The sequence below is a fragment of the Siccirubricoccus deserti genome (genome assembly GCF_014283215.1).
In the GTDB taxonomy this organism is placed as follows: Bacteria; Pseudomonadota; Alphaproteobacteria; order Acetobacterales; family Acetobacteraceae; genus Siccirubricoccus; species Siccirubricoccus deserti.
Map to the genome: position 1 here is coordinate 44307 of NZ_JACOMF010000017.1, position 17162 is coordinate 61468.

The window sequence follows — 17162 nt, forward strand, 5'->3', positions numbered from 1 at the left end:
TATACCGGCGACAAACCGGAGGAACCATCATGCAGCGCCGACAGATGCTCGGAACCGCCGTCACCTTGCTGGCCGCGCCGGCCATCGCCCGCGCCCAGGGCTTCCCCAGCCGCACCGTGCGGCTGATCGTCCCCTATGCCGCGGGCGGCGGCACCGACATCACCGCCCGGCTGGTGGCGCAGCAGGCGGCGGCGGCCAGCGGCCAGTCCTTCGTGGTGGAGAACCGCGGCGGCGGCGCCTCCATCCCCGGCACCCAGGCGGTGGCGATGGCGGCGCCGGATGGCCATACCCTCGGCGTGGTGGATCTGGCGCTGGTGACCAACCCCGGCCTCTACGGCAGCCGCCTGCCCTATGACACGGAACGCGACCTGGTCGCCGTCGGTGCCGTGGCGGCCTCGCCGCATGTGCTGCTGGCCAGCCCCGGGGCGGCGGCGCGCGACCTGGCCGGGCTGCTGGCCGCGGCGAAGGCGAAGCCGGGCGAGGTTCCCTTCGCCCATGCCGGCAATGGCACCGCCAACCACCTTGCCTCGGTGCAGCTGCAACTGGCCGGTGGGGTGGAGTTCTCGCTGGTCGGCTATCGTGGGGCGGCGCCGGCGAATGCCGCGGTGGCGGCGAATGAGGTGCCCTACGGGTTCAGCGCCATCCCCTCGGCCAAGGGGCAGATCGAGGGCGGGCTGCTGCGCGCCCTGGCCGTGACCGGGGAACGCCGCAGTCCCGCATTGCCGGAGGTGCCGACCTTCGCCGAGCTCGGCATGCCGGCGATGGACACCCAATCGGTCTTCGGCGTCATCGCCCCCGCCGGCGTGCCGGCCGCGATCCTGGCCCGGCTGAATGCGCTGCTGGTGCGGCCGGCGGCGGAGCCGGAGCTGGCGGCGCGGCTCACCGCCATGGGCTACAGCATCATGGCCGGCAGCCCGGCGGATTATGCCGCGCTCATCCGGCGCGAGATCGCCAAATGGCGGGAGGTGGTGGCCAAGGCCGGCGTCAAGCCGGACTGACGGCGGCGTGGCGCATCATACCCGCGCCTGCTGACCACGACCAAGGCAAGTGCGGGCGGAACCTCCATTGCATGATGCACCCCGCACCGATGGATGTATCGCAGCGGCGCCTGAGCCGAGATGGGCCGCGGCCGGCGCTATGACCGCGGCGGCTCGCCGCCCACGGTGACGCCGGCCAGGCGCTCCAGCACCTTGACGACGGAGGAGCCGTCTTCCTTCCCGTACCCCGCGGCGCGCGCCATCTGGTAGACCTGCTGGGTGAGGTTGGCGAGCAGGATGGGCACGCCGAGCGCTTTGGCGAAGCCGGTCTCCAGCTCCTGATCCTTGAAGGAGATGTCGGTGGTGCCGGAGGCGGAGAAGTCCCGCCCGATCATCCGCGGCGCGCTGCGCGCGAAGGCCTGGCTGTGGCCGGTGCTGACGCTGACCACCTGCTCGATCTGCCGCGGGTCGAGCCCCGCCTTGGTGCCGAGCACCAGGGCCTCGGCCACCGCCACGGTGTTGACCTGCAGCAGCATGTTGTTGAGCAGCTTCATCGCCAGCCCGTTGCCGAGCGCGCCGACGTGGAAGACGTTGCGCCCCATGGCGCGGAACAGGTCCTCGCAGGCGGCGAAGCCCTCGGCCGGGCCGCCGACGATGACCGAGAGCGTCCCGGCCGCGGCGCCGGTGGTGCCGCCGCTGACCGGCGCGTCCAGCAGGGTGATGCCCTGTCCGGCCAGCGCCTCGCCCATGCGCCGCAGGGCGAAGGGGTCGATGGTGCTCATGCAGATGACGATGTGGCCACGCCGGGCGCCGTGCAGGAAGCCGGTGGCGCCGGCGATCACCGCCTCGGCCTGGGCGGTGGTCTCGACCAGGCAGATGGAGCGCGTGGTCTCCCGCGCCACCGCCTGGGGCGTCGCCGCGACCTCGGCCCCGGCGGCCGAGAGCGCCTGCACCTTGCGCGCGTCGATGTCGTGCACCACCAGCTTCACGCCGGCCTTCAGCAGGTTGCGGGCCATCGGCCCGCCCATGTTGCCGAGGCCGACGAAGCCGGTCTTGCCCATCGCAGTGCTGTCGGACATGGCCATGCCCCTCCCCTTGCTTTTGCCGGGCGGCAGCATGCAAGGACAGGGCATTGCTGTCACGCGGGGCGGCGCCGCCCCGCGCGACCTGGGCCTCAGCGCGGCTGCAGCAGCAGCGCGAAGGAAGGCACGTAGGTGGTGAGGAACAGCACCGCCAGCATCAGCAGGATCTGCGGCCAGATGGCGCGGGAGATCTGGCCGAGGCTGAGCTTGCTGATCGCCATGCCGATGAACAGGCAATAGCCGATCGGCGGCGCCGCCATGCCGATGGAGACGTTGGTGACGATGATCGCGCCGAAATGGACCGGGTCCACCCCGAAGCGGGTGGCGATGGCGATCAGCATCGGGCCGAGGATGACCATGATGGCGATCTCGTCCATCACCGCCGCCAGCAGGAAGAAGGCGATGTTGAGCGCCGCCAGCGCCAGCCATTTCTGCTCGATGCTCTGCGCCATCCACTGGGCGAAGTGCAGCGCGATCTGCTCCTGCGCCACCAGGATGCCGAAGCCGGAGGAGACGGCGATGATGGCGCAGACGATGCCGCTGGTCCGCATCGCCTGGGCGAAGATCGCGGGAAGCTGCGCCGGCCGCAGCTTGCGCTCGACGAACAGGCCGATCAGCAGCGCGTAGATGCAGGAGACCGCCGCCGCCTCGGTCGGGGTGACGATGCCGCCGTAGATGCCGCCCAGCACCACCAGCGGCGAGGCCAGCGCCCACTTCCCCTCGTGGAAGGCGCGCCAGGTCTCGGCCATGCTGGCGCGCGGCAGCCGTGGCACGTTGTTCCGCTTGGCATGCACCCAGCAAATCACCAGCAGCCCGAGAGCCAGGGTGATGCCGGGGACGATGCCCGAGAGGAAGAGGCGGCTGATCGATTGCTCGGCGATGATGCCCCAGATGATGAAGGCGATGGAGGGCGGGATCAGCGGCCCCAGCACGCCGGCGCTCACCGCGATGGACGCCGCGAAGGCCGGGCTGTAGCCGGCCCGCGCCATGGCCGGGATCAGGATGGCGCCGATCGCCGCGGTGGTCGCCGGGGCGCTGCCGGAGATGGCGGAGAACACCAGCGCCGCCAGCACCGCCACCATGGCGAGGCCGCCGGTGCGGTGGCGCACCAGCGTACTGGCGAAATCCACCAGCCGCTGCGACAGCCCGCCGGCGGTCATCAGCTCGCCGGCCAGCATGAACAGCGGAATCGCCAGCAGGCTGTATTGCTGCGCCCCGCTGATGACGGCCTGCGCCAGGAAGGCGGGCTCGATATCGGCCAGCACCAGCGCCGCGGTCATCGCCAGGCCGATGGCAATGGCGAAGGGGAAGCCGAGCGCGACCAGCCAGGCGAAGCCGGCGGTCAGGCACCAGGAGGTAATGCTCACGGGGTCATGCTCATGCGGCAGCCTCGATCCGCGCGGTGAGGCGCTCGGCCGGCCGCAGCGCGCGCTCCAGCCCGAACAGCGCCATCAGCCCGCCGCAGATCGGCGCCAGGATGTTGAGGATCTCGATCGGGTAGCCGATGGCGGCCGAGACGCTGCCCGAGGTCATGTCGAGGAAGCGCCAGCCGCTCCAGGCGAGGAAAAGGCCGAGCGCGGCGGTGACCAGCTCCGTCACCCGCTCGGTCCAGGCGCGGAGGCCGGCGGGCAGCAGCTCCGGCAGCAGGGTCAGCCGGACATGCCAGCCCTCGTGCACGCCGAGCGCCAGCCCGCCGAGCACGCTCCAGCTGAAGAACAGCACCGCCAGCTCCTCGGACCAGCTCGGGGTGTCGCCGAAGACATAGCGCATCAGCACCTGGTAGCTGATGCACAGCAGCATCAGCGCCGCGGCCAGCCCGACGCTGGCGCGGGTGAGCCAGGCCACGCCACCGGCAAGCGCCCCGAGCCACCGCATTACTGCACGGCCGCCAGCGCGTCGCGGACGATGTCGGCGCCGATCTGGGCGCGGAAGCGCTCATACATCGGCATCACCGCGCGGCGGAACGCCGCCTTGTCCGGCACCTCATTCACCTGCATGCCGTTGCGCGCCAGGCTCTCGCGGAAAGCGGCCTGGGCTGCGGCATTGCTCCGGCGCTGCTCCCGCGTCGCCTCGGCGCCGGCCTCGGTGACCGCAGCCTTCAGGTCGGCCGGCAGCCGGCCGAAGCTGCGCTTCGAGATCAGCAGCCCGTTCATGCTGTAGATATGGCCGGTGAGCGAGAGGTACTTGGTCACCTCGTAGTATTTGTTCTGGTCGATAACGCCGAGCGGGATCTCCAGCCCGTCGATGGCGCCCTGCTGCACCGCGGTGAAGGTCTCGCCCCAGGCCATCGGCACGGCATTGCCGCCCAGGCTGCGGTACATCTCGATGAAGATCGGGCTCTGCAGCACGCGGAATTTGATGCCCTGCAGGTCTTCCGGCTTCACCACCGGCCGGACATTGTTGATCATGTGGCGGAAGCCGCCTTCCATGTAGCCGATCGGGATCACCCCCTTGGCGTCCAGCTTCTGCCGCAGCTGCTCGCCGACATTGCCGTCCAGCACCTGATGGGCCTGCGCCTCGCTGCCGAACAGGAAGGGCATGTCGACCAGCTGGAAGGCCTGCTCTATCTGGGCGATCACCGCATTGGTGATGACGCCCATGTCGACGGTGCCGAGCCGCATGCCGTCCAGCATCGGCCGTTCGTCGCCGATGGCGCGATTGGGGTAGAGCTGGACCTCGATACGGTCGCCAACCCTGGCCGCCAGCGCCTTCTGGAAGGCGCGGGCGCCCGCCGCATAGGGGTCGTTGGCGCCGTCGCCACTGGTCCAGCCGAGGCGCAGCACGGTCTTCTGCTGGGCGCGCAGCACGGCCGGGGCCAGGCCGGACAGCAGGGTTGCGGCGCCGAGGCCGCGTCGGGTGATCAGGGACATGGGGATCTCCTCCGGTCGATGGAACCATACCGCCTACGCAAGGCGGAACAAACGATGGCAGGGCCGGCCGGGCGCCTGCCGCATGCGCTCGATGAGCCCGGCTGCGGGCGGGCAGGCGCTAGCGTCGCATCAGCGCGCCGAAGCCGGGCACCGCATCCGCCAGCCCCAGCCGGCGGGTGACGTGCCAGGCCATGATCTGGTTGCTGGTCAGCACCGGCATGCCGAGTTCCGCCTCCAGCGGCGCGATCAGCCCGGCGCTGCGGATGGCGGTGCAGCTGATGAAGCAGGCGGCGGCGCCCGGCGCCGCGGCAGCGGCCGCCCGCGCCTGGGCGGCGATGGTCGCCGGCGGGATGCGCGCCATCTCGGCATTGGTGGCGACGCCGAGGCAGCCGCCGCCGATGGTCTCGATGCCATGGCTGGCGAGGAAGCCGATCTCCCGGTCATGCACCGGCTGGATATAGGGCGTGACCAGCAGCAGCCGGCGCACGCCGAGCAGCGCCAGCGCCGTGACGATGCCATCGGCGGTGGCGCAGGCCGGCAGGCCGGCCGCCGCCTCGATGCGCCGGCGGATGTCCTCGGCCATGGCCGGGGCGAAGGTGGAGACGGCGGTGCAGTGGAAGCCGATCAGCGCCGGCTGCGCATCCGCCAGCAGCCTTGCGGCGGCTTCCAGCCCTTCCGCCATCTTCAGCAGCTCCGCCTCGCTGCTGCCGCGCAGCTCCAGCCGCGTCACCAGCCCGGTGACACCACGCGGCAGCATGGCGTGCAGCTCCGGCTCCGCCACCGAATTGCCGGATGGCACGAGGAAGCCGATGCGGCCGCGGTCGCCGTAGTCGATGCCGGCCGGCGCGGTCACAGGGACGCCCGGGCCGCCGCCAGCCAGCCGCGGTCGATGTAGTCGGCGGCGCGGCGCGGCCGGGCGGGCAGGTCGCGGATCAGCGCGCTGATGTCGATCAGCGCCTGCACCCCGGCCTCGCTGGCCTCGCCGTCGCGCGGGAAGATCGCCTCGCGGGTGTACTGCTCCCAGGCGCGGTCGGCGTAGCGCTGGGCGATGCCGGATTCCTGCATGGCGAGGCGGCTGGCGGTGGCCTGGTCGGTGTAGAAGCGCTCATGCGCGCGCAGGAAGGCGCGGCAGAAGCGCAGCATGGTGTCGCGGTTGGCCTCCGCCCAGCCGGCATCCACGTCGAGGCTGGTGAACTGGAAATCCGGCACTTCCTCGCGCGGGTTGCCGAGCGAGACGAAGCCCTGGTCCAGCGCGATCTGGTCGAGCGGCGCGCCCTGCAGCCCGGCGTCGATCTCGCCGCTGCGCAGCATGTCCCAGCGCGCCAGGATCGGCCCGCAGGGCACCAGGGTGAAATCCTCCGGATAGCGCAGCCCGCGTGCCGCCAGCAGCTTGATGATCAGCGAGGAGGAGCCGGCCCGCAGCGAGGAGACGCCGATCCGCCTGCCGCGCAGGTCGGCGTAGTCGCGCAGGCCGGCCCGGCCGATGAAGGAGAAGGGCAGGCGGTTGACGTTGCCGCCGATGATCCGCTGGCGGCCGCCGGCCTCGGCGTCCAGGATGACATGCTCGGTGACGCCGTATGCGAGCTGGGCGCGGCCGTCGCGCAGCCGGTCGTTCACCTCCTCGATGCCCTCGATGTGGTCGATCCGGACCTCCAGCCCCTCCGCCGCGAAGAGGCCGGCATGCAGGGCGATCCAGGCCGGCAGGTTGAAGTAGTTGCGGGAGACGACGGCTAGGGTCAGCGGCAGCATGGCGTGGTCCTGGGCGGGTTGGCGCCCCTTCAGCATCCTCCGGGTGCCGCTGTCAAACCGGCGGCGGCATGGCTGGACCGGCCGGCGGCGGCGCGGCAGGCTGGCGTCCCGCCTCTGCGAAGCCATGACCATGCCCTCCGACACGCTGCCGCCCCCCTCCCCGCCGGCCGAGATCCTCGCCGGGCTGCGCGCGATGGGACTGCTGCCGCCCGGGGTGGCGGTGCAGGGCGAGCCGCTGACCGGCGGCGTCTCCTCCGACATCTGGCGGGTGACGCTGCCCGGCCGGGGAGAGGTCTGCGTCAAGCGCGCCCTGCCGAAGCTGAAGGTCGCCGCCGACTGGCGGGCGCCGGTATCGCGCAATCTCTACGAGGCCCGCTGGATGCGCCGCGCCGCCGCCGCGGCGCCCGGGGCCGTGCCGGCTTTGCTCGGCCAGGACGAGGCGACCGGGGCGCTGGCGATGGAATGGCTGCCGCCGGCCAAGAACGCGCTGTGGAAATCCCGCCTGCGCGATGGCCACGCCGACCCCGGCTTCGCCGCCGAGGTGGCGCGGCGGCTGGCGCGCATCCATGCCGCGACCGCCGCCGATCCCACGGTCGCCGCGGAATTCCCGACCGATGCCATCTTCCACGCCATCCGGCTGGAGCCCTATCTGCTGGCCGCCGCCCGCGCCCACCCCGATCGCGCCGCGGCGCTGGAGGCGCTGGTGGCGACCACCGCCGGCACGAAGCGGGCGCTGGTCCATGGCGACGTCAGCCCGAAGAACATCCTGGACGGTCCAGGCGGGCCGGTGTTCCTCGACGCCGAATGCGCCTGGTGGGGCGACCCGGCCTTCGACCTGGCCTTCTGCCTCAACCATCTGCTGCTGAAATGCCTCTGGACGCCGGCCGTCCGCGCCGGCTTCCTGGCCTGCTTCGACGCCCTCGCCAGCACCTACCTGGCTGGAGTGGATTGGGAGCCGGCGGCGGCGATCGAGGCCCGCACCGCGCATCTGCTGCCCGGGCTGTTCCTCGCCCGGGTCGACGGCAAGAGCCCGGTCGAGTACCTGACCGCGGAGAGGGACAAGGACCGGGTGCGGCGGGTGGCGCGGGCGCTGCTGGCGGCGCCGGTCGAGCGGCTCGGCGCCGTCCGGGCCGCCTGGGGGGAGGAGTTGGAGCGATGAGCACAACCGCGATCGCCTCGATGCGGGGCCGCCGGGTCTGGGACAGCCGCGGCCGGCCGACGGTGGAGGCCGAGATGGTGCTCGCCGGCGGCGCCATGGGCAGGGCCATCGCTCCGGCCGGCGCCTCCACCGGCTCCGGCGAGGCACTCGATCTGCGGGACGGCGGCGCGGCCTTCGGTGGCTATGACGTGACCCGCGCGGTGGCGGCGGTGAATGAGGTGCTGGCGCCGGCGCTGCGCGGCATGGATGCGGCCGATCAGACGGGGTTGGATGCGCGGCTGATCGCGCTGGACGGCACGCCGGACAAGTCGCGCCTCGGCGCCAATGCCCTGCTGAGCGTCTCCATGGCCGCCGCCCATGCCGCGGCGGCGGCGGCCGGCCAGCCGCTCTACCGCCATCTCGGCGGCGAGGCGGCGACCCTGATGCCGCTGCCGCAGATACAGATCTTCGGCGGCGGCGCGCATGCGGGCCGGCGGGTCGATGTGCAGGATTTCCTGGTGATGTGCCCCGCCGCCGGCAGCTTCGCCGAGGCGCTGGACTGGACCGCCGAGGTCTACCGTGCCGCCGGGGCGCTGATGAAGCAGGCCGGCGGCTTGCAGGGCGTGGCCGACGAGGGCGGCTGGTGGCCGGCCTTCTCGGCCAATGAACAGGCGCTGGAGATGCTGGTGCGGGCGATCGAGCAGGCGGGCTTCGCGCCGGGCCGGCAGGTGGCCATCGCCCTCGACATCGCGGCTTCGGAATTCGGCCGAGGCGGCCGGTACAAGCTTGGGCTGGAGGGTCGCACGCTGGACACCGGCGGGATGATCGACCTGCTGACCGGCTGGATCGACGCCTATCCCATCGCCTCCATCGAGGATCCGCTGGCCGAGGATGATGCCGAAGGCTTCGCCGCCTTCACCCGCGCCGTCGGCGACCGGGTGCAGGTGGTGGGCGATGATTTCCTGGTGACCGACGCCGCGCGGCTTCGCGCCGCCGCCGCCGCCGGCGCCGCCAACACCGTGCTGATCAAGCCCAATCAGCGCGGCACCTTGAGCGAGACCCGCGCCGCCTGGGATGCAGCGCGGGAACTCGGCTATGCCGGCATCGTCTCCGCCCGCTCCGGTGAGACGGAGGATGTCACCATCGTCGATCTCGCCATCGGCTGGGGCGTCGGCCAGCTCAAGGTCGGCTCCTTCGCGCGCTCCGAGCGCATGGCGAAGTGGAACGCGGCGCTGCGGATCGAGGAGGCGCTAGGCGCGCGGTCGCGCTTCGCCGGCGGCACCCGCCTCGGGCGGTCCCGCCGGTGAAGGTGGTATTCCACTACGCCGCCGGGCCGGCGCTCGCCGCCCGGCTGGCGGCGCTCGAGGGGCTGGAGGTGAGCGTCTGCCCGGAAGCGGAGGAGGCGCGCTTCGCGGCGCTGATGCAGGAGGCCGAGGTGCTGTGGCATGTGCTGCAGCCGGCGACCGCGGCGGTGATCGCGGCGGCGCCGAAGCTCAGGCTGATCCAGAAGATCGGTGTCGGGGTGAACACCATCGACCTCGACGCGGCGCGGGCGCGCGGCATCGCGGTGTGCAACCTGCCCGGCACCAATGCGCGGGCGGTGGCGGAGCTGACCCTGCTGCTGATGCTCGGCGCGCTGCGCCAGGCGAGCCGCTTCGACGTCGCGGTGCGGGCGGGGCGCGGCTGGTCGCTGGACCCGGCGGTGCAGGACAGCCTCGGCGAGCTGGGCGGACGGGTGGTCGGGCTGGTCGGCTACGGCGCGGTGCCGCGGGCCCTGGCGCCGGCACTGGCCGCGCTCGGCGCCCGCATCCGCTACACCAGCCGCGCGCCGAAGCCGGACGCGCCGGGCGAATGGCGGCCGCTGGAGGCGCTGCTGGCGGAGTCCGACGTCGTCTCGCTGCATCTGCCGCTGACGGCGGAGACGGAGCGGATGATCGATGCCGCCGCGCTGGCGCGGATGAAGCCCGGCGCGGTGCTGGTGAACACCGCGCGCGGCGGGCTGGTGGACCAGGCGGCGCTGGTGGCGGCGCTGCGCAGCAACCGGCTGGCCGCCGCCGGGCTGGACGTCTTCGCCGCCGAGCCGATCGATCCGGCCGACCCGCTGCTCGCCCTGCCGAATGTGGTGCTGACGCCGCATGTCGGCTGGCTGACGGATGGCACCTTCGACCGCAGCCTGGCGCTGGCGGCGGAGAATTGCCGGCGCCTCGGCACGGGACAGCCGCTGCTGCACCGGGTGGCCTGAGCATCGAGGGCTGCGCTGCGTCACCGCCGCGCGGGTTTGCAGCCGGGCGCGTCGCGGTGTCCAATCGCGCGCGCGCCGTGGCGGCGAAGCCGCGGCACAAGGGAAGGAGACGCAGCATGCCTCGGGGAATCACGGGAATGGAACGCGCGGATGCGCCGCGCGCCGCGGAAGGTGGCAGAAGCTCGCGCTGGGACCGCAGCGCGCCGATCCGCTACCCGGATCCGGACATCGTCGTGCTCGATCCGCGCTTCGAGGCGATGATGCTGGGCCATGCGGCAATCGAGCGCATCGCCACCGGCTTCCGCTTCACCGAGGGGCCGGCCTATTACGGCGATGGCCAGTATCTGCTGTTCTCCGACATCCCGAATGACGCGCTGCTGCGCTGGTGCGAGGTCACCGGCACCGTCGCCACCCTGCGCCGCCCGGCGGGCAACCCCGACGGCAATACGCGGGACCGCCAGGGCAGGCTGCTGAGCTGCGAACTCGGCAGCCGCACCCTCACCCGCACCGAGCATGACGGCACCGTCACCGTGCTCGCCTCGCATTTCGAGGGCACCAGGCTGACCGGGCCGAACGACGTGGTGGTGAAATCCGACGGCTCGATCTGGTTCAGCGACAATGGCGCCGGCATCCGCGGCAACTACCTGGGCGACAAGGCGCCGGCGGAGCTGCCCTTCCGGGTCTACCGGCTGGACCCCGAGAGCGGCGGGATGACCATCGCGGTGGGCGACATGAAGCGGCCCAACGGCTTGTGCTTCTCGCCCGATGAGAAGCGGCTCTATGTCGTCGACACGCCGAGCGGCACCAAGACCACCTGGGTCTACGACATCGTCGACGGCCGCGCGGTGAACGGAAGGCAGTTCTTCGATGGCACCCCGGGCTTCGCCGATGGCATCCGCTGCGACACCGAGGGCAATGTCTGGGCCGCCTTCTCCGGCGGCGAGGGCCAGGATGGCGTGGCGGTCTTCGCCCCGGACGGCACGCTGATCGGCCGCATCCTGCTGCCGGAGCGCTGCGCCAACCTCTGCTTCGGCGGCCGCAAGCGGAACCGCCTGTTTATGACCGCCAGCCAGTCGGTCTACGCGCTCTACGTCGAGGCGCAGGGCAATCCGGGCGGCTGAACCGCGTTGGTCCGGGCGTAGGGCCCCAAGCCCCTCCGGCACCCCGTCATGGCGGGCTTGAGCCGGCCATGACGGTTTCCACGCAGGCTCTTTCCCGCCTGCGTGAAGCCGCCCTAACCGGCGATGGCCCTGGCCTCGGCGGCGGCGCCATTCAGCTTCTGCAGCAGCGCGGGCACCTCCTCGGCCGGGCAGGGGCGGCTGAACAAATAGCCCTGCAGATCGGTGCAGCCGAGGGCGACCAGTGCCGCATGCTGCGCCTCGGTCTCCACCCCTTCGGCCGTGGTCGACATGCCAAGCGCCATGCAGAGCTCGGTCACCGCGCGCACGATGGCCGTGCTTGCCGCGGTCCGGCCGAGGCTGGAGACGAAGCTCTTGTCGATCTTCACCTTGTCGAAGGGGAAGCGCTGCAGGTAGCTCAGCGACGAGTAGCCGGTGCCGAAATCATCCAGCGCGATGGAGACGCCGAGCTGCTTCAGCCGGTGCAGCGTCGCCAGGGTCGATTCGGTGTCGCGCATCAGCACCGATTCGGTGATCTCCAACTCCAGCCGCGATGCCTCGAGACCTGAGGCCTGCAACGCCGAGGTGACGACCGCGACCAGCCGCGCGCTGGTGAATTGGACGGGGGAAAGGTTGACCGAGACCTTCTCCTGCCCCGGCCAGCCGGCCGCTGCGGCGCAGGCCTGTTCGAGCACCCATTCACCCAGCGGCACGATGAGGCCGATCTCCTCGACCAGCGGGATGACGCGGTCGGGCGCGACCAGCCCGCTCTCGGGGTGGCGCCAGCGCAGCAGCGCTTCCAGGGTGCCTACCTTCCGCGTCCGGACGTTGACCTGGGGCTGGTAGAACAGCTCGAACTCCCTGGCGTCGAGCGCGCGGCGCAGGTCGAGTCGCAGGGTCCGCCGGATCTGCGCATGCAGGTTCATCTCGGGTTCGAAGAAGCAGTGGCAGCCCCGTCCGTTGGCCTTGGCGCGGTACAGCGCCATGTCGGCGTTCTGCAGCAGCTGGTCGGGGTTGACCATGTCGCCGGCGACGGCGGCGATGCCGATGCTGGCGCCGACGATGACATGGTGCCCGTCGAGATCGAAGGGCGCGCCCAGGGTCTCGACCAGGCGCTGGGCCAGGATGGCGGCGTCGCGCGGCTGGCGGATGCCGGTCTGCACGATGGCGAATTCATCGCCGCCGAGCCGGGCGATGGTGTCCGCCTCGCGTACCTCCGCCTTGATGCGTCTGGCGACCTCCTGCAACAGCAGGTCGCCGACCGCGCGGCCCAGCGTATCGTTGATGGCCTTGAAATGGTCGAGGTCGAGGCAGAGCACCGCACAGGCCTTGTCGGGCTGCTCATGCGCCAGCGCGGCATCGAGGCGTTTCCGCAGCAGGACCCGGTTGGCCAGGCCGGTGAGCGGGTCGTGATGCGCCAGGTAGGTGAGCTGCGCCTCGCTGCGGCGCTGCTCCTCGATCAGGCGCAGGTTGGCGCGCGCCTGCTCCAGCATCTCGTGGTTGCGCAGGTGGCGGATGCCGAGCACGATCGCGCCGATGCTGACGGCCAGCAGCAGCAGGATGCCGCCGATGGCGTAGGCCGCCTGCCGCCGCCACAGGCTGAGCACCTCGTCGATGGTGCGGGTCACCGTCACCACCACCGGGTAATCCGCCATCGCCCGCGCGGCGATCACCCGTGCCCTGCCGTCCAGCCACCCCGCCGCCTGCGCCGTGCCGCTGTACCGATGCGACAGGATGTCCCGGAAGGTCGGCACCATGCGCGGGCGGACCTGCCCGATCGCTTCGACGGCCGGCGGATGCCGGGCCATGAGGATGCCGTCGTGCCGCCAGAGCGAGATGGAACTCTCCCGGCCGATGGTGATCCGGCCGAGGAAATTCTCAAGCTGTGCCAGGCTGAGGCCAACCCCGACGATCCCGAGGAAGCTGCCGTCGGCCCCCTTCAGCCGCCGCGTGAGATAGATGTTCCAGGTGCCGGTCTGGAAATTCTGGGCCGGCGGCGCGAGGTAGCTTTCCAGCTCCGGATTGTCGCGCAGCACCTTGAAGTGCGGCCGGTCGGCGATCGAGAAGATCGGCTGCGGCCAGGCACGGGTGGAGGCGATGGTCAGGCCGTCGGCGTTGGTGAGGAACACCGCCTCGACCTGCGGCAGCGCCAGGATCCGGGTACGGAGATCACGGTTCACCGCAAAGGTGGAAAGCCGCTCGTTGAACTGCTCGGTGCCCTGGATGTGCATGGCGTCGATCATCTCGACCAGCCCGTCCTGCAGCAGCTCGACCGAGCGGAAGCTGTTCTCGGTATGCTGCGCCAGCACCAGCGCCAGGTTGGTCAGCTCGCGTTCCGCATCGGCGATGGTGCGCTGGCGCAGATGCGTCAGCAGCACACCGGCGGCGAGGGCGGCGGCGACGCTCCCTCCGCTCGCGGCCAGCACCAGCCAGCGCGCCCCGCGCGGGCGCCAGGCCTCCCGCAGGTATCCCACCGGTGCGGACCACCATGTCCCGCGCGAAGGGGCTGCTGAGGAAACCGTTCCGGTTTCCTCTCCGGGCCGCCGCGCGAGCGAATCGCGCATCCGCCGAAGTACTTCACCGAAGGGATTCGGCATGGACCAGCGCTTTATTTTCCCAGAAGGAATGACCCGCAAGAATGCTCATCCGGGCAGCATGTCGCAACCGATAGTTGCTCAGGCGCTCTTTCAGATTATGTCCTGGTAACCTATGGGCTGTTGCCCGAGAGTTTACGAATCCAAGGCCGGACAGCTTCAAAGGGGCAGCCAATGGCGCCCATCGCCAGCACCAGCCTCACGCAATCGTGCATGACGTGGCTCGCCATCCGAGCCCGGCAACGGCGGCGGCGCTGTGTCGGCCTCTCCCTATTCACGGCAACGGCCTGGCCAGCCGCGCAGGCTGATCGCATTCAGGACGGTTACATCCGTGGGTTGATGCAGATCGGCCCTTGCCGGGCACTCGGGTGTTCTGCCGTGTAAAGAAACCTCCGATTGCAAAGTGCTTTGGAATCTGCAATCGCTTAGGCGTGAACCTGCTTCCTTCACGCGAAAACCGGCGGACGCCATGCCCGCGGCACCGGCCGTCCTTCGGGTCGCGGACATGGCGATGGCCGGGCACCGCTGCCTGCCTGCGTGACCGTCGCGGCTTGGTCGCGGCGATGTTCGCCGTCATTGCCACCGTCCTGGTCTGCTCGGCGGCGTTGGCGACCGAGGGCGGCCTGCTCTACCTGACCCGGCGCAACGCGCAGAGCGGCGCCGATGCGGCGGCGATCGCCGCGGCCTCCGCCTACCAGTACCGCGGTCGGGAAGCGGCGCTGGCCGCGGCCACTGAAGTGGCGCGGCGCAACGGCTTCACCGACGGGGTGACGGTCAACAATCCGCCCAGCGCGGGGGTCGCCGCCGGCAATGACTTCGCCTTCGAGGTGCAGATCAGCAAATCGATCCCCCTCCCGCTCAGCAGCCTGATGACGCGGCGGACCACAACGGTTGTTGCCTCGCGCGCGGTAGCGCTGCTCTTCGGTCGGGTGCCGGCCTGCGTGGTGGCGCTTACCGGCAGCGTCACGATCAAGAATGGTGGCAGCTTCGAGGCCCCGGGTTGCGCGGTCGCGTCCAACGCGCCGGGCGCTTCGGTGAACATTGGATCGCTTTCCTCGGTGACGACGCCGATGGTCACCGCCATGGGCACCTGCAACGGATGCACCGACAAGCGTTACAGCATCGGCGAAATACGCGAACACGCACCGCCGGTGAGCAACCCCTATGCCTACCTCGACAACATGGCGCGCCCCACCGTCAGCGGCGCCAGTTGCCTCACCGCACCGCCAGACACAAAAGTCCCGATCGCGCCCACCGGGCCCAATCGCGCCTATTGCAGCTCGGTCACCCTCTCCATCGGAGATGGCATGACCTTATCGCCGGGCATCTACGTGTTCCAGAACGGGTCCCTGACGATCGGCAACGGTTCGGGCTTCAACTGCGCCGGCTGCACCTTCGTCTTCACCGGCACCTCGCCAGGCTCGCTCAGCATCAGCAGCACCTCCAAAGTGACCATGTCCGCCCCTACCAGCGCCACCGATCCGGACTACGCTGGCGTGCTGTTCTATCGCGTCCCCTCCGCAACCCCGAGCGGCTCCAGCGACGACCCGACGCTGCACCTGCATAGCGTGGCGACCTTCGATCTGCGCGGCGGCATCTATTTTCCGCGCGCCTATGCGAAGATCAACAGCCTTAGCTCCACCGCCACCACCGGCTGCCTGGCCCTGGTCGCCGGCACGGTGGAGATCAGCAGCGTTGCCAAGTACCGCTTCGATGTCTCCGATTGCCCCAATTACAGCACTGCCGTGCCGACCACCCGGGCCGCGCGGCTGGTGGAGTAGCGGCAATGCGGCGCCCCACCGAAACCGAACGTCACCCGCTCCGTAGCCGATCCGGTCTGGCGGCCACGGAATTCGCGCTGATCGCGCCAATCGCCGCACTGGTGCTGTTCACCGTGATCGATGTCGGCGGTGCCATGTGGCGTACCACTCGGCTGGAGTACGCCGCGCGGACCGGCGCGCAATACGCCTTCTTCGACCCGCAGGGGTCGGCCGCCATCGCCCAGAAGGTGCGTGACGCGCTGCCGGGCTGGACGGATGTGACGGTCGAGTCAACCGTCGCCTCCTGCAGCTGCGACGACGGCAGCGCGGCCAATTGCACCACCGGTGTCTGCGTGGTGAATGGCGTGAGCTTCGCGCCGATCCTCCGGCTCTCGGTCACGGCGACCCAGCCCTTCCGGTTCATTTCGCCGGCGACCGCCGCGCTGTTCCCGAACCTGGCCGTCCTGCGGGGCAATGTCGAAGTCCGGTTGCACTAGGCCATGAACCCGGGCACCCGGTTACGCCGCTCCGCATCGGTGGTCGGCCTGGCGCCGTCAGTGGAACATGCCCTGGGTGGTTTCCTCGACGGGCCGGTTGTTGGCGCCGAAGTAGGGCAGCGCGAAGGTGAAGGGATAGCGCACCGTGATGGTGACGGTGGTGACCCCGTTCGTGGTCGTGCAATTCGCCATCGCCACCGTCAGCACGGCGGTGTCCAGGAACGGCGTCCTCGCGCCGTCCACGGCCAGCGCGCCGCTGAGGTTGGTACAGGGCGGGTTGCCGGCGTTCATGTTCTGGCTGCCGCGCAGGGTTGCCGTCCGTGCCGCTTCCGCCGCGACCGTACGGACGGACTCCAGGGTGAGCAGGTAGCGGCTGAGCTCGATGGTGCCCAGCAGCAGCATCATGAGCGGGCCGCCGATGAGGGCGAATTCAGCGGTCGTGGCGCCGCGGCGCCCCACCACCGGCAGGCGAAGGCCGAGGCGCATCAGACCGTCCAGGATCGGCATCATACGGCCTGCTTCGCTGCGGCCTTGAGCCGGCTGTGGCACCGTGGCCAGGTTTGGCGCGAGCTTTGGCGGCATCGCAAAGGGTCTCCCGGGGGCAGTGGTCGATGCGCAGATGGCTGAGATACCCCTTAAGGTAGAACATCAGGAGACAGAATAAACGTTTTGCGTGCAGAATGTGGTGGCACAAGTCAAAAAATCGTGACCAAATGGCCCTCGTCATCAAATCTCAGGTTGATGCCAAACCAACCAATCGTTTAGGTTGTGTCTAGCAGCCGATCAGAAACTCCTGGTGTGCTGCTGGGCCTCTCCGGTCGCGTAAGCCGTGTGCCGGGATTGCTCACCTTCAACGACCAGTGCAGGACCCAAGTTCATGATCCATCCTCTGCTCCCCGTTTCGGTTGCCGTTCTCCGTACCGCCCTGAAGAACCGCGAGGGCGTGACCGCCGCCGAGTACGCCATCATGGCGGTTGCCCTCGTCGCTGCTGTCAGCGCCGCCATCGCCACCTTCGGCCCTATGCTTAAAAACGCGCTTCAAGGCATTAGCTTCACCGCCCCCACCACCGGCTGATCGCCCGCTCCCGGCCTGCCCGCGGCCGCGGGCAGGCCAGACTGCCCTTCCCTCGCCGTG

At 70.5% G+C, this 17162-nt stretch carries 16 protein-coding genes; 8 read left to right on the forward strand and 8 right to left on the reverse strand.

What is annotated here, in order from left to right:
- Positions 1–29 precede the first annotated feature (29 nt).
- A complete protein-coding gene (locus tag H7965_RS15050) occupies positions 30–998 on the forward strand; it encodes a Bug family tripartite tricarboxylate transporter substrate binding protein (protein ID WP_186771408.1) in 969 nt (322 codons plus the stop codon).
- Between the two features lie 137 nt (positions 999–1135).
- Here H7965_RS15050 and H7965_RS15055 read toward each other — a convergent pair whose 3' ends face one another.
- The 6 genes from H7965_RS15055 to H7965_RS15080 form a co-directional block, all read right to left on the reverse strand.
- Complete coding sequence (locus tag H7965_RS15055) at positions 1136–2056, reverse strand: NAD(P)-dependent oxidoreductase (protein ID WP_186771409.1); 921 nt, start codon at positions 2054–2056, stop codon at positions 1136–1138.
- Positions 2057–2151: 95 nt separating this feature from the next.
- Positions 2152–3426, reverse strand: a complete 1275-nt coding sequence (locus H7965_RS15060; protein WP_186771410.1) for a TRAP transporter large permease — start codon at positions 3424–3426, stop codon at positions 2152–2154.
- A gap of 10 nt (positions 3427–3436) precedes the next feature.
- Positions 3437–3934 carry a TRAP transporter small permease gene (locus H7965_RS15065; RefSeq protein ID WP_186771411.1) on the reverse strand — a complete coding sequence of 166 codons (498 nt, stop codon included), beginning with the start codon at positions 3932–3934 and terminating at the stop codon, positions 3437–3439.
- Complete coding sequence (locus H7965_RS15070) at positions 3934–4929, reverse strand: TRAP transporter substrate-binding protein (RefSeq protein WP_186771412.1); 996 nt, start codon at positions 4927–4929, stop codon at positions 3934–3936. Before H7965_RS15070 ends, H7965_RS15065 begins: the two co-directional genes overlap by 1 nt.
- A 118-nt stretch (positions 4930–5047) precedes the next feature.
- Complete coding sequence (locus tag H7965_RS15075; RefSeq protein WP_186771413.1) at positions 5048–5782, reverse strand: maleate cis-trans isomerase family protein; 735 nt, start codon at positions 5780–5782, stop codon at positions 5048–5050.
- Complete coding sequence (locus H7965_RS15080) at positions 5779–6678, reverse strand: ABC transporter substrate-binding protein (protein ID WP_186771414.1); 900 nt, start codon at positions 6676–6678, stop codon at positions 5779–5781. Before H7965_RS15080 ends, H7965_RS15075 begins: the two co-directional genes overlap by 4 nt.
- A 43-nt stretch (positions 6679–6721) precedes the next feature.
- On the opposite strand from H7965_RS15080, the gene H7965_RS15085 reads away from it, so the two are divergent.
- The 4 genes from H7965_RS15085 to H7965_RS15100 all read left to right on the forward strand — a co-directional run bounded on the left by H7965_RS15085 (position 6722) and on the right by H7965_RS15100 (position 11179).
- Positions 6722–7837, forward strand: a complete 1116-nt coding sequence (locus tag H7965_RS15085; protein ID WP_222440626.1) for a phosphotransferase family protein — start codon at positions 6722–6724, stop codon at positions 7835–7837.
- Positions 7834–9123: a phosphopyruvate hydratase gene (gene eno / locus H7965_RS15090; protein ID WP_186771415.1), complete on the forward strand. Its 1290-nt coding sequence runs from the start codon at positions 7834–7836 to the stop codon at positions 9121–9123. Before H7965_RS15085 ends, eno begins: the two co-directional genes overlap by 4 nt.
- Positions 9120–10058, forward strand: a complete 939-nt coding sequence (locus tag H7965_RS15095; protein WP_186771416.1) for an NAD(P)-dependent oxidoreductase — start codon at positions 9120–9122, stop codon at positions 10056–10058. The genes eno and H7965_RS15095 overlap by 4 nt, the downstream gene beginning before the upstream one ends.
- Before the next feature lie 116 nt (positions 10059–10174).
- Positions 10175–11179, forward strand: a complete 1005-nt coding sequence (locus tag H7965_RS15100; protein ID WP_261394211.1) for an SMP-30/gluconolactonase/LRE family protein — start codon at positions 10175–10177, stop codon at positions 11177–11179.
- Positions 11180–11292: 113 nt separating this feature from the next.
- On the opposite strand, the gene H7965_RS15105 is transcribed toward H7965_RS15100, so the two are convergent.
- A complete protein-coding gene (locus H7965_RS15105) occupies positions 11293–13650 on the reverse strand; it encodes a putative bifunctional diguanylate cyclase/phosphodiesterase (protein WP_186771417.1) in 2358 nt (785 codons plus the stop codon).
- 671 nt (positions 13651–14321) lie between these two features.
- On the opposite strand from H7965_RS15105, the gene H7965_RS15110 reads away from it, so the two are divergent.
- Both H7965_RS15110 and H7965_RS15115 read left to right on the forward strand, forming a co-directional pair.
- Entirely contained in the window at positions 14322–15551 is a 1230-nt protein-coding gene (locus tag H7965_RS15110) for a pilus assembly protein TadG-related protein (protein ID WP_186771418.1), read from the forward strand.
- A 5-nt stretch (positions 15552–15556) separates the two neighbouring features.
- A complete protein-coding gene (locus tag H7965_RS15115; protein WP_186771419.1) occupies positions 15557–16027 on the forward strand; it encodes a TadE/TadG family type IV pilus assembly protein in 471 nt (156 codons plus the stop codon).
- Positions 16028–16084: 57 nt separating this feature from the next.
- On the opposite strand, the gene H7965_RS15120 is transcribed toward H7965_RS15115, so the two are convergent.
- Positions 16085–16534 carry a TadE/TadG family type IV pilus assembly protein gene (locus tag H7965_RS15120; RefSeq protein ID WP_186771420.1) on the reverse strand — a complete coding sequence of 150 codons (450 nt, stop codon included), beginning with the start codon at positions 16532–16534 and terminating at the stop codon, positions 16085–16087.
- Between the two features lie 370 nt (positions 16535–16904).
- Here H7965_RS15120 and H7965_RS15125 point away from each other — a divergent pair, with 370 nt between their 5' ends.
- Positions 16905–17102 carry a Flp family type IVb pilin gene (locus tag H7965_RS15125; protein WP_186771421.1) on the forward strand — a complete coding sequence of 66 codons (198 nt, stop codon included), beginning with the start codon at positions 16905–16907 and terminating at the stop codon, positions 17100–17102.
- The last annotated feature ends 60 nt before the right edge of the window (positions 17103–17162 follow it).

Excerpts from the sequence above, each read along its gene's own strand:
- H7965_RS15070 (WP_186771412.1), bottom strand. The coding sequence starts at position 4,929 with ATGTCCCTGATCACCCGACGCGGCCTCGGCGCCGCAACCCTGCTGTCC.
- H7965_RS15050 (WP_186771408.1), top strand. The coding sequence starts at position 30 with ATGCAGCGCCGACAGATGCTCGGAACCGCCGTCACCTTGCTGGCCGCG.
- H7965_RS15125 (WP_186771421.1), top strand. The coding sequence starts at position 16,905 with ATGATCCATCCTCTGCTCCCCGTTTCGGTTGCCGTTCTCCGTACCGCC.
- H7965_RS15080 (WP_186771414.1), bottom strand. The coding sequence starts at position 6,678 with ATGCTGCCGCTGACCCTAGCCGTCGTCTCCCGCAACTACTTCAACCTG.
- H7965_RS15100 (WP_261394211.1), top strand. The coding sequence starts at position 10,175 with ATGCCTCGGGGAATCACGGGAATGGAACGCGCGGATGCGCCGCGCGCC.
- H7965_RS15115 (WP_186771419.1), top strand. The coding sequence starts at position 15,557 with ATGCGGCGCCCCACCGAAACCGAACGTCACCCGCTCCGTAGCCGATCC.
- eno (WP_186771415.1), top strand. The coding sequence starts at position 7,834 with ATGAGCACAACCGCGATCGCCTCGATGCGGGGCCGCCGGGTCTGGGAC.
- H7965_RS15055 (WP_186771409.1), bottom strand. The coding sequence starts at position 2,056 with ATGTCCGACAGCACTGCGATGGGCAAGACCGGCTTCGTCGGCCTCGGC.
- H7965_RS15120 (WP_186771420.1), bottom strand. The coding sequence starts at position 16,534 with ATGCCGATCCTGGACGGTCTGATGCGCCTCGGCCTTCGCCTGCCGGTG.
- H7965_RS15065 (WP_186771411.1), bottom strand. The coding sequence starts at position 3,934 with ATGCGGTGGCTCGGGGCGCTTGCCGGTGGCGTGGCCTGGCTCACCCGC.